Source organism: Paraburkholderia sacchari (assembly GCF_000785435.2).
In the GTDB taxonomy this organism is placed as follows: Bacteria; Pseudomonadota; Gammaproteobacteria; order Burkholderiales; family Burkholderiaceae; genus Paraburkholderia; species Paraburkholderia sacchari.
Genome location: NZ_JTDB02000004.1, coordinates 427,762 through 441,357, shown reverse-complemented (window position 1 = coordinate 441,357; position 13,596 = coordinate 427,762). Strand labels below are relative to the sequence as shown.

The window sequence follows — 13,596 nt, the reverse complement described above, 5'->3', positions numbered from 1 at the left end:
TCAAAAATATTAGCGGATGAAACACCTCGGACGTATTGCTGCGCTGTGCGGTCTGGCGGTTGCCGTGTGGCTCGTATGGCGCGACCATCCCGCGGCCGTGCTGCAACTGCTGCAAGGGGCGGGCATGGGCCTCGTGCTGGCCGCCGTGCTGCATATCCTGCCGATGTGCGCGAACGCCTGGGACTGGCGCACCCTGATCCGCCGGGCGCAGCGCCCGTCGTTCGCGACCATGCTCCGGCTCGTGTGGATTCGCGAGTCCATCAACAATCTCTTGCCCGTTGCGCGCATCGGCGGGGAAATCGTGTCGTTCCGCCTGCTCGGGCGTGCCGGCATGCGCCCCGCGACGGCGGCGGCGAGTCTTGTCGCCGACATGCAGCTCACCTTGATCAGCCAGCTCGTCTTTGGGCTGATTGCCGCCGGCTATCTGCTCGAACATTCGAGTTCCGATGCCGCGCGCGTGGCGGGGCGGCTGGCGTGGGGCATCGCCGCATTCGCGCCGGTGCTGATGCTGTTCGCACTCGTTCAGCATGCGCGGCCATTCGAGCGGGCCGCTCACGTCATCAACCGGATCACGAGCGGCAAGGTGGTCGATCTGGTGGGCAAGTCGGCGCGCGTCGATCAATCGGTCAAGCTGATCTGGCGGCAGACGGGCGTGGTCGTGCGTTATCTGCTCATCTGGCAGACGCTCCAGTGCGCGGGCTACACGCTGGAGATCTGGTGCGCGCTGCATGTGCTTGGCGCGCAGGCGAGCTTCGCGCAGGCGTTCGTGATCGAGGCGCTGATTCAGCTTGTCAGTAGTGCTGCATTTCTGGTGCCGGGCGGTCTGGGCGTGCAGGAGGGCGGCTTCGTGTTGATCGGCGGGCTGCTCGGTTTCGATGCGCCCACCTGTCTTGCGCTCGCCGGCGCGCGGCGCGTGCGCGATCTGCTGTTTTATGTGCCGGGCTTGCTTGCGTGGCAGGCGGCGGAGTATGCGCTGCCGGCGCGGCGCCGGGCCGCGCGGGTGCAGTAGCGGGTCCGCTTCGGCGCATTTCCGTGCGGATATGCCCATTCGATCTCACGGTAGGTTTCCATTTCCGAAATGCGGCGCTCGAGAACGAACAGGGCGCTCCACTGTTCGGGATCGGCTAATGGCGCCGCGCTTTTGGCGTGGATTAGCGCGTCGACGCGCTGCGGCAATGGTTCGTTCCGGTGTGCGTCGATGCAATCGCGCATCGCGGCTGCGATATTCCGGATGCGCAGGCGGATGCACACGGCGGCCAGTTCGTCCTTGCTCGAATAGTATTCGTAGAAGCTGCCGGTGCCCACGCCCGCCAGCGCCACGATCTGGCGAATCGACACCGCGCGGTAGCCGCGCTCGACCAGCAACTGGATAAACGCTTGCTGGATGGGTTCGGTGGTGGCGAGCGCCCGTGATTGGGCGGGCCGGCGGCGCCTGGTCGCCGTGGCTGCCTCGGCAACAGGCGTGGGCGGCGTGGCTTTTTTCAAACCCGTACACCCCCGCGAGCATTCCTCCCTAAACTGGTATGTGAATCCCGCGTCGACTGATGGCAGTGCAGTTCGCGTGCCGGTAGATGTCGACGCAGGATAACGGAACAGGAAAGGGACATTGCGATATGAACTGGAAAACCCACGAAGTCACGAATGTCGTGCCGGAATTGAAAAATTATAACCTTTACAGCACCGATATCGCGCTGCAAGAGGCGGTCCGGCGCGGCGGCGGCGCGGCCTTTGAAGAGGAATTGACGCGCCATGGCGCGCTGCTCGGCAGCGAAGAAATGGTGCAAATGGCCGAGGACGCCAACCACTTCAAACCCGAACTCCACATGTTCGACCGCCAGGGCAATCGCATCGACCGCGTGGAATTCCACCCCGCGTGGCACGGCTTCATGAAAATGGCGCGCGAGCATGACCTGGTCTCGCGACCATTCAGCGATTCGCGTCCGGGCGCATGGGCGGCGTATGCGGCGGGATTTTCGATGCATGGCCAGATCGAGGCTGGATCGCAATGTCCGAATTCGATGACCTTCGCATGCATTCCGGTGCTTCAGAAGGAACCCGAACTATTCCAGCAGCTTGCCCCGAAGCTCTATTCGCGCAGCTACGACGCTCGCGATATTCCATTCGAGCAGAAGTCGTCGATGCTGGTCGGTATGGGGATGACGGAGAAGCAGGGCGGCTCCGACGTGCGCGCCAATAGCACGCGCGCCACGCCGCTGCGCGGCGAAGGGCGCGGTGCGGAGTACGAAATTATTGGCCACAAATGGTTCTTCTCGGCGCCCATGTGCGATGCGCACCTCGTGCTCGCGCGCACGGACAATGGTCTTTCTTGTTTCTTCGTGCCGCGCTGGCGTCCGGACGGCAGCAAGAACGCCATTCATATCCAGCGCCTCAAGGAAAAAGTCGGCAACCGCTCGAACTCCAGCAGCGAGGTCGAATTCCTTGGGGCTTGGGGGCGCATGATTGGCGAAGAAGGGCGCGGCATCCCGACCATCATCGAAATGGCGTCCTATACGCGCCTGAATTGCGTCATGGGAAGCACCGGCACGATCCGCCAGGCGCTCGTGCAGGCGATTCACCATGCGCGCGGTCGCCAGGCATTCGGCAAATATCTCGTCGATCAACCGCTGATGCGCAACGTGCTGGCCGACCTGGCACTGGAAAGCGAGGCCGCGACGCAATTGATGATGCGCCTTACCGAAGCGTTCGCGCGCGCGGAAGACTCGCCGCTTCAGCGCGCCTACAAGCGGATCGTGACGCCTGCGGCCAAGTACTGGGTCGCCAAGCGCAGCATCGAGTTGACCGGCGAAGCAATGGAAGTGTTTGGCGGCAATGGCTATATGGACGAAGGTCCGATGGGGCGCCTGTATCGCGAAGCGCCGGTCATTTCGATCTGGGAAGGATCAGGCAACGTGATGGCGCTCGACATGCTGCGAGCGATCGGCCGCGAGCCGGACGCGCTCGAAGCGCTGATGGGCGAGCTGGCTTCGGTGTGCAGCAGCGACGCGCGTTTGCGCCCGAGCCTTGAAGCCATTCCACGCGCGCTCCGGCAAGATGGCGATACGCTCGAATTCCTCGCGCGGCGCGAGGCGCAACGGTTGATTCTGCTGGTGCAGGCGCGTTTGCTGCGCGAATTCGCGCCCGCTCCGGTCGCGGACGCGTTCATCGCCAGCCGCTTCGACGACCAGTGGGGCCGCGTGTTCGGTACGCTGCCCGCCGGCGTGAAGGTGGACGCCATTCTGGAGCGCGCGTTTCCGCCCGGGTAATCGCGCTCGGGTTGCAACAGTTGGCCGATGCGTTTTCCCGAGCGCATCGGCACCCTGCGCATCGAGCCGGAACTGCTCGGCGATCCACGGCGCAAAGCGCCTCCTAGTCGCTGTCGTTTTCGCTGTCGCTATCGGGCACCTTGTTCCAGCCCGGCCCCGGATCGAACGACTTCGTGGCTTGCGCTTTCACTGCGCTCTCCATGCCGAGATCGCGCTCGTAGACCTGCCCAGCATGACTCACCATGAAGGTCTTGATCCCGGTTTCGCCGTACTTTACCGGCCAGGCGATAACCGCGAAGCCCCCAAACAATTTGCCTTTCACAACGTAGTCGTAAGCGCCGCCCGGCGCATGCGGCCCCTGTGATTCGAGCAGCTTGAAGTGATACCCATAGTAGCCGGCATTCTGCGCGTTGCGCGAACTCGCGTCGACGAAGGCCTCGCCGAGCGGACTCGGCGGGTCATCCGCTCCGGTGGGCCAGTACAGGCCGTCGTGCTTGCCTGGCGAACTCACCATCTTCGAGGCGTAGGCCAGCACACCCTGGTCGTCGTGATTGGTTTGTGCGTACTCGCGCTGCGCATCGTAGATCGCGAGCATGGTTTGAATCACGGCGAGTTCGTTGCGGCCGATGCGTCGCAGGCGTATCTCCTCGGCTCCGGCGCGCGTATCGAAGTGCCATCCCTTGTCGGTTTTGACGAGCGGGATGGGGAACGTCCAGCCTTCGTCGCCCACGACGATATGCGAGCGAGTGCTGTCCGTGGGCTCGATCTTGTGGGATTTCGCCCATTGCGCCACAAAAGTATCGCGCACCGGTGCGCCGAAGGGCGGAATCAGGGTCCGGAAATCCGCCCCGAAGAGTGCGCGAAGGCGGTCCTCGCGATCCTTGATGACAGCGTCGCCAAACGCGTCCATTGCGGCTTCGGGCTTGCTGAAGTTCTGTTGCGCATGCGCCGCGGGCATCGTTGCGGCCAGCAGCGCGACCGCGGCCACGAGGTTTACGAACACCAGGGATACCAGTGCCATGGTCCTGTGCACACTTCCGGGACGAGCGTTCATTTCAGTTCTCCCTAGCGTCTGCCACCGCGTCCACCGGCGCGTATGCCGCCTCCGCCGCCGCCCCGGCTGAAGCCCGAGCCCTGCATGCTCCGGCTGCCCCGGTCGAAGTTGCGCTGCGAGGCGCGGCCGCTCGAGCCGACACCTGAAAACGCGCTGTCGCGCCCGCCTCCATATCCGCCACCGTATCCTCCGCTCCGATTATTGCTGGCACGATTGAAGTTGCTGTTGGCGCTTCTATCCGATGCGCCTGCGCGATTGGCCCCGGCGGAGCGGTCTGCCATCGACGCGCGATTGCCGGCACCACTCCTGTCCGCACCTGTGGCCCGATTGCCCCCGCCCAGCCGGTCCGCCGTGGCCACGCGGTTGCCTCCGTTAGCGCCGCGCCCGCGATACTGGGACCGCTTGTCGGCGCCCCGCGAACCGGCGAACTTGTCGCGCGTGGCGTTATCGCGGTAGGCCACGCCCTGGCGATGGCCCGCATCGTGCTGCCAGCGGCCGTTCCGTTCACCGTTCTTGAGCTTCGAGTTGTCGAAGTTCCTGTCGATGTTCCTGGCCCTGTCGGAGTTGATGTTGACGTCGCCGCCTCCCCAGCACGAGTTGCAGTCGCTGAAGATCGCGCCGGCGGCGGCAAGCCCGATGCCCCAGGCGAATCCGGTCGCGAGCGCCGCCCCGGGGTAGTAGCCGGGGTAGTAGGCCGGATAGGGCGGCCAGTAGTAGGGCGGATAAGCAGGGTAGCTCCACCCACCATAAACGACGGCCGGGTCGTAAGCGGGAACGTAGATCACCTCGGGGTTGGCGGGCTCGATCCGCACGACGGACGTCTGGCCATTGCTTGCAGGCTCGACGGTTACCTGTTGCTGTTCGTTCGACTTCAGGTTGCCCGCTTCCTGCGCGCGCGCCCGCAAGCGCTGCACGGCGGCGAACACGTCTTGCTGCTGGGCGAGGAACGCGTCGCCGAGCTTCTGGGTCCAGTCCAGCTTGTCGTACATCGGTTCCAGGATCTGCGGGAAGGCCACCAGCGACTTCACACTGGTATCCCAGGACTGGTTCTGGACCGCCTGCACGGCGGCGTCGCCCTTGGTGTTCGGGTTCTCCTTCACCCAGCGGGCCGCGTAGACGATTTCAAGCGGATACGTGGACGCCATCAAAACCTGAGCGAGAACCGAGTCCGGATAGAGCGCAATTGGCGCAACCAGCGCTTCGAGCTCCTCGGGCTTGTATGGAGTGGGTCCATCAGGACCACCGCGGTCCGCAAAGGCAGGCGCCGCCACCAGCAGGATCAGCCACAACAAGGCGGCCTTGACCCATCGTTTGTTCCAGTTGGTCATGTCCCCTCCCTACGGCGGATGTCGACGCGGACAACGATGCGCTTTTTGCGGGCTCTTTACCGGGTTACTACAAGCTGGCTGCCACCTCGTTATTAACGATGTATTGAATTCTGGGGGGCATTTGTCGGATATGATTTTTTGGGCTTTTCTATCGTAATTGCCAGTTACTTACAAAGCAAGCTTGCCAGGAGGGAACAATATGAACTCCGAACATTCATGAGACGGTTTCGCGGCGAATAGTGAAAGCGAATAGGTTAAAGTGTTACGAGACGATCGCAGAAGTGAACAAAGCTGCATACCTTCGCACACCGATTGTTTGCCGGCTGCAACGGCGTGAAAAATTCAATAGGACTTTGGTCCTATACGGAAGAGTGAAATGATGCCGGAGTGACAGGCTTATAACGAACCGGTCACATACATCTGCCAGTGTATGGAAAGATAAGGTCTCGCTTGGAAGGTGAAGCAATGAAAGATCTGGCCAGTCAATACGCGCGCCGTCAGGAAATCGGCGGCAAGGTCGCACGGCTTTTTGCAAAGCGATCGGAAATCGCACAAGCGCAATTCAGCCAGCGTATGGCCGATGCGGCAGAGCGGCTCTGCGCGAGCAGTCAATCCGCAGCCGATCATCGCGCATGGACGGCGGCGCTGGACCCGTGGGCCGGTTACCGTTATGCCGTGGACGTGGTCGAGCGCTCCATGCTCTTCTGGGACACCTTGCGTCAGCGCGGCAATGCTTTCGTCGATCAGGCGAGCCGCGGCCTCCAACCGGTCCTTCATTTTGATCACGAACTCGTCGTCGATGGCCGCAAGCTGCCGCGCCCGGTCAACTACGCGTTGATCCGGCTATTGCCGCCGGACGGCGTGGTGGTCGACGTTAGCAAGCGTCCTTATGTGATCATCGACCCGCGTGCGGGCCACGGTCCCGGCATCGGCGGATTCAAGGACGACTCGCAGGCTGGTGTCGCGCTCAGAGCCGGCCACCCCGTGTATTTCGTCATTTTCTTTCGCGACCCGGAGCCCGGCCAGACGCTGCTCGATGTCTGCGAGGCCGAGCAGCAATTCATCAGAAAGGTCGGCGAACTGCATCCGGACAGCGAGAAACCAGCGATCGTCGGCAACTGCCAGGGCGGCTGGGCCGCCATGATGCTGGCGAGTTCCGACCCGGACCACACCGGCCCGCTCGTCATCAACGGCGCGCCGATGTCTTACTGGAGCGGTGCGTGGAGCGAAGGCGAGGGCGACAATCCGATGCGCTACTCGGGCGGCATGCTGGGCGGCACATGGCTCGCGTCGCTGACCGCGGATCTGGGCAACGGCAAGTTCGACGGCGCCCATCTCGTGCAGAACTTCGAAAACCTCAACCCCGCCAACAGCCTGTGGGACAAGTACTATCACCTGTTCGACAACGTCGATACCGAGCCGCCGCGCTTCCTCGATTTCGAGCGCTGGTGGGGCGGCTACTACCTGATGAACCGCGAGGAGATCGAGTGGATCACGAGCAACCTGTTCGTCGGCAACAAGCTTTGGTCGGGCGAAGTGCGGGGTCTCGGCGGCACGGCCTTCGACCTGCGGGCAATCAAGTCGCCGATCATCCTGTTCGCCTCGCTTGGCGATAACATCACGCCGCCTCAGCAAGCCTTCAACTGGGTCGCCGATATCTACGCCAGCACGGAGGAGATCAAGGCGCGCGGTCAGGTGATCGTCGGGCTCGTGCACCAGTCCATCGGCCATCTCGGCATCTTCGTGTCGGGCAAGGTGGCGAGGAAGGAACACCAGCAGATCGCCTCCGTGCTCGAAGCGATCGAAGCTTTCCCGCCCGGCCTGTACGGCATGGAGATTGCCGAGCAGCGCGGCGCGGACGGGAAAGTGGAATACGACGTGTCGTTCAGGGAGTATCGTCTCGAAGACGTCGCCGCGCGCCTGAACCGGTTCGAGCGCGCCGACGAACAGCCGTTCGAGGCCGTCAAGCGCGTATCGGAATTGAATCAGCGTGCGTACGAGCTTTTCCTGCAACCGTGGGTGCAGGCGCTGTCGAATGAAACGACGGCGAACCTGCAGCGCCAGTTCCATCCGTTGCGCGCGCAACGGTGGGCGTATTCGGATTTGAATCCGTGGCTTGCATGGCTTGGGCCTGCCGCCGAGGCGGTCAAGGCGAAACGGCATGCCGGCACTCACGAGGAAACGCCGATGAAATCGGTCGAGCACTACGGCTCGGAAATGATCAGTGCATCGCTCGACCTGTATCGAGCGATGCGCGACGCCATGACGGAGAGCGCGTTCTTTTCGTTCTATGGAAACTTGTTCTCCGCTGGTCAAGACGAGCAGGCGCAAGCCCTGCCCGCCGAAGCGGCGAGGAACCCGCGCGAACTGCCCTTCGTGAAGGATGCGCTGGCGTCGATGAGCGAGGGCGGGTATACGGAAGCGCTGGCGCGCATCGCCTGCCTGCTCGCGCGCCAGGGCGAACCGCTGCCGCTGGCACGGCTGACCCTGCGGCATGAACTCGCGAAAGACTATGCCGCGTATCTGCCCGCGCTTGCCGATGATCAGTGGCGGCGCGTGCGCGGCGAGCAGGAAATCATCGTGCGCTACGCGCCGGATCAGGCATTCGCCACGCTGCCGGGACTGCTGAAAGACCGCGAGGACCGCCAGAAACTGCTCGATCTGGCGGAAAAGCTGCTGGCCGACCGGCGCGTTCAGGAAGTGGAGCCCACGGGCGCCCAGATCGACATGCTGGACAAGATCCGTTCGGCGCTGCCGTTGGCGCGCCGGTCCGCGTCAACGAAGTAACCCGCGCTCAGCGCCGGAAGCCGCCGTGAAAGCCGCCGCCGCCGAATCGGCCGCCCATTCCGCCTCCGCCCATCCCGCGCGAACCGAAGCCGCCACCGCCGCCGAAGCGCTGCTCGCCGAGATCGCGCGCGCCTTGCTGGCGATTGAGGTCGTTGCCGAGATCGCCGCTTGGCTGCGTCGATTGCCAGCCGTTTGACGTGTGCTGTTGCCAGCCGTTGTCGGCGGTATGCCGGTAGACGTTGCCGTCGTGGCCCGCATAAACGTCGCCGTTGTTCCAGGCGACGGTGTTGCCATTGTTGTGGTTCGTTACGTAGCCCCGGCTTTCTGCTTCATGCTGGCCAGTTTGGGTATTGCCCGCCACGCCGACCTCCGCGGCGCCCGAACGGCCGGTGTTCGGGTTGTAGCCGGCGACCTCGCGCCCGCCCGCGTAGTTGCCGTTGTACTGATTGCCGACCACGCCGCCCCGGCCCGCAGCCTGGCGTCCGGTCACCGGATTGCTGTAAGCGCCCTGGTGCCCCGCCGCGTAATTGCCCGAGTACGGATTGAACGCGCCGCCCGCGGCGCCCCGATAGTGGGCGCCCGTTGCGGGGTTGTAGCCCGCACCCGCTGCGCCGCGCCACTGCGTGCCGGTCCAGCCGTTCCAGCCCGCGGCGTGGGTCACGGTGCCTTGCCCCCAGCGGCCATAGAAGTTCGTCTGGTTGATGTTGACGCTGCCCCAGCTTCCGCCACCCCAGTAGCCGCCCCAATACGGCCCCCAGTAGGGCGATGCGCAGCCCCAGATCGCGCCGGCCGCGAAGCCGAAGGCGAAGCCTTCCGCCGTGCCCAGCGCGAAGCCCGCGCCGTAGCCATAGGTGGCGGGATAGCCGTAGTAGACGTCGCCGACATACGCCGGATAGACATAGCCGGTGCCGTACACCACGGTGCCGTCCGGGCTGATCACGACGCCCATGTAGCCGGGCGTGTAGCCCACCACGACCGAGGTGGGCGTATAGGAATAGATCTGCACGTACGTGACGTAATGAATCGGACTGCTGACCGGTATCGTGTAGATGACGCCCGGCACCGCGGTCGCGACCGTCCACGGCCCGAGCGCCGAGCCAGCGACGAACCAAACGCCATTGGACACGGCGTAGAAGTTCGACGTATCGACTTCGATCACGGGCGTGGCCGTGTTGACGGCGTAGTTGAGCGACGTGCCCGACACCGGCTGGAAGCGCGGCGCACCATCATAGTTCACCGTCAATTTGGCCTGCGAGCGCGATACCGTCGCTGTCTGCGGAATCGTCGCGGCTATCGCTGCCTCTTTCGCTTCGGGGGTGTTCGGCACGGAGACCAGCACGTTGGCCTTCGGGTCGTGCGTCGATATCCTGGCGAAGTCGGGCGGCAGGTCGCTGCCCTGTACCCAGCTCCATGGACCGTTCGTCGAGGCCGCGCGGAACCAGCGGCCCGAAATCAGCAGGTAATACGTATTCGTGGGCGGATAGACGAAGACCGCGTGATCGGTATTGGTGATCGTCAGCAGGTTGGTTCCCGCGACCGGTGACATCTGTGCGGCGCCGTTGGTCACGACCAGTTCGGTGGGCTGCGTGGCGAGCATCAAGGCCGGCGGCGGCACGGCGGGCTTGCCGCCTGACGGCAACATGGCGTCGGCGGCCGTGTGCTTTTCGCTCGTTTGCGCCGCTGCAAGCAGCGCTTGCTGCGGACTGGCCACTTGCCGCCATGGGCCGTTCGGGTCCTGCGCCGCGTACCAGTAACCTGCTGCATGCACGTAGACCGCGCCGCTTGCATCGCGCATCAGCAGCGCGCGGCTGTTGATCGCGCGCGAGAAGCCGGTGTCGGCAATCGGGCGCCAGGCGGGTGCGCCATCGACGAGGACCAGCACTGTGGGCGTGTCCGTGAAGACGATCTGCGGCACGTCGTTCTTGACCGCGACGCGCATCGATTTTTCGAGCCCTTGCGACGCGGCGTAGCTCGTTTGCAGTTGGTCGAGCGAAACGGTCATGCCGCCGGCGGGAATGTGAGCGGCCAATGCTCCCTTGACGCGCTCGGCCATGTTCTTGTCCGTCGGCACTTCGACCGAGGCGATCTGGATTTGCGTCAACTGCACGAGACCGGCGGCCTTGTCGATATCGGCAAGCGCCGAGAAATGAGCAATGCCGTAGGTCGGTGTGCCGTTCGACGCGCCAACGGCGATAGCCGCGCGGCCCGCGATGCGGTTGCCGGTCCATTGCTCGATCTGCGGCTGGAACATCTCGATACGTACGGCGCCGTTCTCCAGCGTGCGCGGCCAGTCGTGCTGATTGGCGGACTGCGTCTGCGCTGCCGTGGTGTTGGCTGCACGTGCCTCGGGCACATTCCATGTCAGTGCAGTGATTGCCAGCATGGCGGCCAAAACCGTGGCGCATGCGGGTTTTACACGGTGTGGCTCAACTACTCGACTCGCTTTTGTTGAAATCAACTGGCGCTCCTGAGCTGGCGTCGCAATAGCGGCAGGAGCAAGCGCAACTGCCGAAGGTCATTGGTGCGAGACGTGGCGGCAGGGCCGCCGCCACGTCCGGCGTGATTGTAGCGATCGGCAATGCCTGGAAGCGCTTAGAAGCGGTGCCGGATCCCCGTGGTCACCACGACCTGGCTGCGGCTCGTGGAAGGCGCGCCGGTGCCGTTGATTTGCGCGGCGTTCGTGCCCTCCGCATTGTTGGCGCCGATCTGGAACACGCTCTCGGCGTAGAGGTCCGTGCGCTTGGACAGCGAGTAGTCAGCCTGAAGGCCGAACTGGTTCCAGTGCGCCGAGCGGTTGTTGGTGTCGCCGCTTCCCGGCGTGTTGCGCAGACCCTGCGTATAGGTGTAGGCCGCACCCAGGTAGAATGCCGGCGTCAGATCATAGCGGGCATTGACTTCATAGTTGTTGTAGCGCACCGACGCATCCGCGATCTTGTCCTGCAAGCGGGTCTGCGTGAACACGGCGCCGACGATCATCGGGCCGAATGCATAGCTCGCGCCAAGACCCCAGGTGCGCTGATTCTGGACGCCGGGCAGATTGGCCGTCGTGAACGCCGGCAGATTCTGCACCGCGCCGTTGGCGTTGTTGGCGTTGAGGCCCTGTAGCTGCAGGTAGGCCGCGCCCAGACGCAGGCCGCCGTTGGTGTAACCCATGCCCGCGCTATAGGCGCGGTTGTCGGCAAAGCCTGCGTTGTTGGAGAAGCCGTACAGGGCGCTTGCCGAGAAGCCGGCGTAGTTCGTGCTCTGGTACTTGATGGTGTTGCTGAGGCTAAACGAGCCGTTGAGGTTGTCGTTGTCGCCCGGGTGCGCGAAGTAGGTGCCGCCCCAGGCGCCGGTTGCCGACATCGGCGCGACGTAATCGACCATGGAGTCGTACTGGCGGCCCAGCGTCACCGTGCCGTATTGGCTCGAGAGACCGACATAGGCCTGGCGGTTGAACAGCGAACTGTTCACGGCTTTACCGTTCGTTACGTTGAAGCCGCTTTCGAGATTGAAGACCGTTTTCAGGCCGCCGCCGAGATCCTCAACGCCGCGCAGACCCCAACGGCTTTGCTGGACGTTGCCGCCCGTCATGCCGAACACGGCCTTGCCACCAGTCAGGCCGTTCGGCGACATCGGCGAAGAAGTGCTCGCCTCGTTGCTCACGTAAGTCAAACCCGCATCGATGAGGCCGTAAAGCGTCACGTTGCTCTGGGCATGGGCAGTGCCGGCGGCTGCGGCAACAGTAGCCGCAAGAAGATAAGTCTTTTTCATGGATCGCTCGTATCTGAATGACGATTGCCGAATGGAGAATAAGCACATAGGTCGTCTATGCGGGAACCGGACTATACATATCCGTTGAAATGCCAGCTACGGAGCGTCGATGAATTCCTCTTTGCACCAATTTAAAGAGATGGATATTGGTGATATGGGCTCTGGCGGGGATCACATGGACTTGTCATAACCATTTAATTTTAAATGGAAATTTTTATTTTCGTATATCCATTTGAGAATGGGTTCTCAATGGCTTTATCAAGATTTTGAGAATTTTGGTTTCAATGATTTGATTCAAATCATTGAGCGTAATATATTTAAATGATTGAGATTTGCCTCGTCATCGGAATTGTTCCGAATCGATCGCAAAAATACGAATTCTTGTCAAAGACCACAGAAAATATTTATACATACAGCAACAACTGGCCGTCCGGCTGATGAGCGTTGAAGTCCACTTCAAGGGCAGCCGAAGAGTTTGCGCCTGTTTTTCCCAGGCGCTGCGGAGATTCATTGCTCCAGCACGGCTTGAGGCGTGTTGCGGAAGCTGATCGCCATGCGGTTGTACGTGTTCATCAGGCCGATGGCGATCGTGAGGTCCACGAGTTCGCGCTCATCGAATAACGCGCGGACTTCGTCGTACGCCGCATCGGGAACGCCCGTCTGAGCGACGAGCGTGACCGACTCGGCCCACGCCAGCGCCGCGCGCTCGCGCGGATCGAACAGATGGCCGGCCTCCCTCCACGCTTGCACTAGCGCCAGCTTTTCCACTTTCACGCCTTTTTTCAGCAGGTCGCGCGTATGCATGTCGAGGCAATAGGCGCAGTTGTTGATCTGCGAGATCCGCAGGTACACCAGGTCGACGAGAACGGGCGAAAGCCCGCTTTGCATGATGTAGCCATAGACGCCGCCAAGCGCCTTGGCGCCCGCGGGTGCGATCTGGTTGTAATCGAGACGTTTGCTCATGAGTGTTCTCCTGTGACTGCTGGACCGGCTTACTTGACCGGCGTGGTCAGAACCTTGTCTCCGGTATCGACGACGAACACCGCAAGCAGCTTCGCGGGTGCGGTCGCGCTCGCATTGCGGCTGACGCGGTGAATGGCGCCCGGCGCTTCGAAGAAGCTTTCGCCGGCGTGATAGATGCGTTTGGGGCCGTCGTCCACTTGCGACTCGATTGCGCCCGAAACGACATAAGCATAGATAAATGCCGACCTGGCATGTTCGTGCGGCGGCGAGGCGCCGCCCGGGGCATAGTCGACCACCACGGCCGTCAACGACTTGCCGGGCAGGTTGGGAAGGGCGTGCTCGAAATTGGGGGTGACGGTGGCACCGTCGTCATGCGCGATGGCTGGCGCGGCGACGCCGAGAGCGAGCGCCGCGCAGGCCGTGCCGAGTGCGATTCGAATCTTCATGA

The 13,596-nt window shown here is 62.9% G+C and carries 10 protein-coding genes; 3 read left to right on the top strand and 7 right to left on the bottom strand.

The genetic code is table 11. From position 1 onward, the window contains the following. Positions 1 to 16: 16 nt before the first annotated feature. Entirely contained in the window at positions 17 to 1,009 is a 993-nt protein-coding gene (locus NH14_RS17590) for a lysylphosphatidylglycerol synthase domain-containing protein (protein ID WP_035530359.1), read from the top strand. Here the strand turns inward: NH14_RS17590 and NH14_RS17585 are convergent. Then, positions 931 to 1,365 carry a TetR/AcrR family transcriptional regulator gene (locus NH14_RS17585; RefSeq protein ID WP_052148286.1) on the bottom strand — a complete coding sequence of 145 codons (435 nt, stop codon included), beginning with the start codon at positions 1,363 to 1,365 and terminating at the stop codon, positions 931 to 933. The two genes, NH14_RS17590 and NH14_RS17585, sit on opposite strands and share 79 nt — an antisense overlap. Positions 1,366 to 1,613: 248 nt before the next feature. Here NH14_RS17585 and NH14_RS17580 point away from each other — a divergent pair, with 248 nt between their 5' ends. Then, on the top strand, positions 1,614 to 3,263 hold the full coding sequence (locus NH14_RS17580; protein WP_035530357.1) for an acyl-CoA dehydrogenase family protein: 1,650 nt from the start codon (positions 1,614 to 1,616) through the stop codon (positions 3,261 to 3,263). A 103-nt stretch (positions 3,264 to 3,366) separates the two neighbouring features. Here the strand turns inward: NH14_RS17580 and NH14_RS17575 are convergent, their stop codons facing one another. Together NH14_RS17575 and NH14_RS17570 are read right to left on the bottom strand one after the other, a co-directional pair. After that, a complete protein-coding gene (locus tag NH14_RS17575) occupies positions 3,367 to 4,284 on the bottom strand; it encodes a DUF2950 domain-containing protein (RefSeq protein ID WP_152617220.1) in 918 nt (305 codons plus the stop codon). A gap of 44 nt (positions 4,285 to 4,328) precedes the next feature. Continuing rightward, complete coding sequence (locus NH14_RS17570; RefSeq protein WP_035530352.1) at positions 4,329 to 5,645, bottom strand: DUF3300 domain-containing protein; 1,317 nt, start codon at positions 5,643 to 5,645, stop codon at positions 4,329 to 4,331. A 465-nt stretch (positions 5,646 to 6,110) separates the two neighbouring features. Between NH14_RS17570 and NH14_RS17565 the strand changes: the two genes are divergently transcribed. Continuing rightward, a complete protein-coding gene (locus NH14_RS17565; protein WP_168727148.1) occupies positions 6,111 to 8,432 on the top strand; it encodes a DUF3141 domain-containing protein in 2,322 nt (773 codons plus the stop codon). Between the two features lie 7 nt (positions 8,433 to 8,439). Here NH14_RS17565 and NH14_RS17560 read toward each other — a convergent pair whose 3' ends face one another. The 4 genes from NH14_RS17560 to NH14_RS17545 all read right to left on the bottom strand — a co-directional run bounded on the left by NH14_RS17560 (position 8,440) and on the right by NH14_RS17545 (position 13,594). Further along, positions 8,440 to 10,815 (bottom strand): carbohydrate-binding family V/XII, encoded by a 2,376-nt coding sequence (locus NH14_RS17560; RefSeq protein WP_052148631.1) that lies wholly within the window; start codon positions 10,813 to 10,815, stop codon positions 8,440 to 8,442. A gap of 209 nt (positions 10,816 to 11,024) precedes the next feature. Then, the gene (locus NH14_RS17555) at positions 11,025 to 12,185 is read right to left on the bottom strand and encodes a porin (protein ID WP_035535225.1); all 1,161 of its coding nucleotides are present in this window, start codon (positions 12,183 to 12,185) and stop codon (positions 11,025 to 11,027) included. A gap of 507 nt (positions 12,186 to 12,692) precedes the next feature. Then, the gene (locus tag NH14_RS17550) at positions 12,693 to 13,148 is read right to left on the bottom strand and encodes a carboxymuconolactone decarboxylase family protein (protein WP_035535220.1); all 456 of its coding nucleotides are present in this window, start codon (positions 13,146 to 13,148) and stop codon (positions 12,693 to 12,695) included. A gap of 29 nt (positions 13,149 to 13,177) precedes the next feature. After that, positions 13,178 to 13,594, bottom strand: coding sequence for a cupin domain-containing protein (locus tag NH14_RS17545; protein ID WP_035535217.1), 417 nt, complete (start codon positions 13,592 to 13,594; stop codon positions 13,178 to 13,180). Positions 13,595 to 13,596 lie beyond the last annotated feature (2 nt).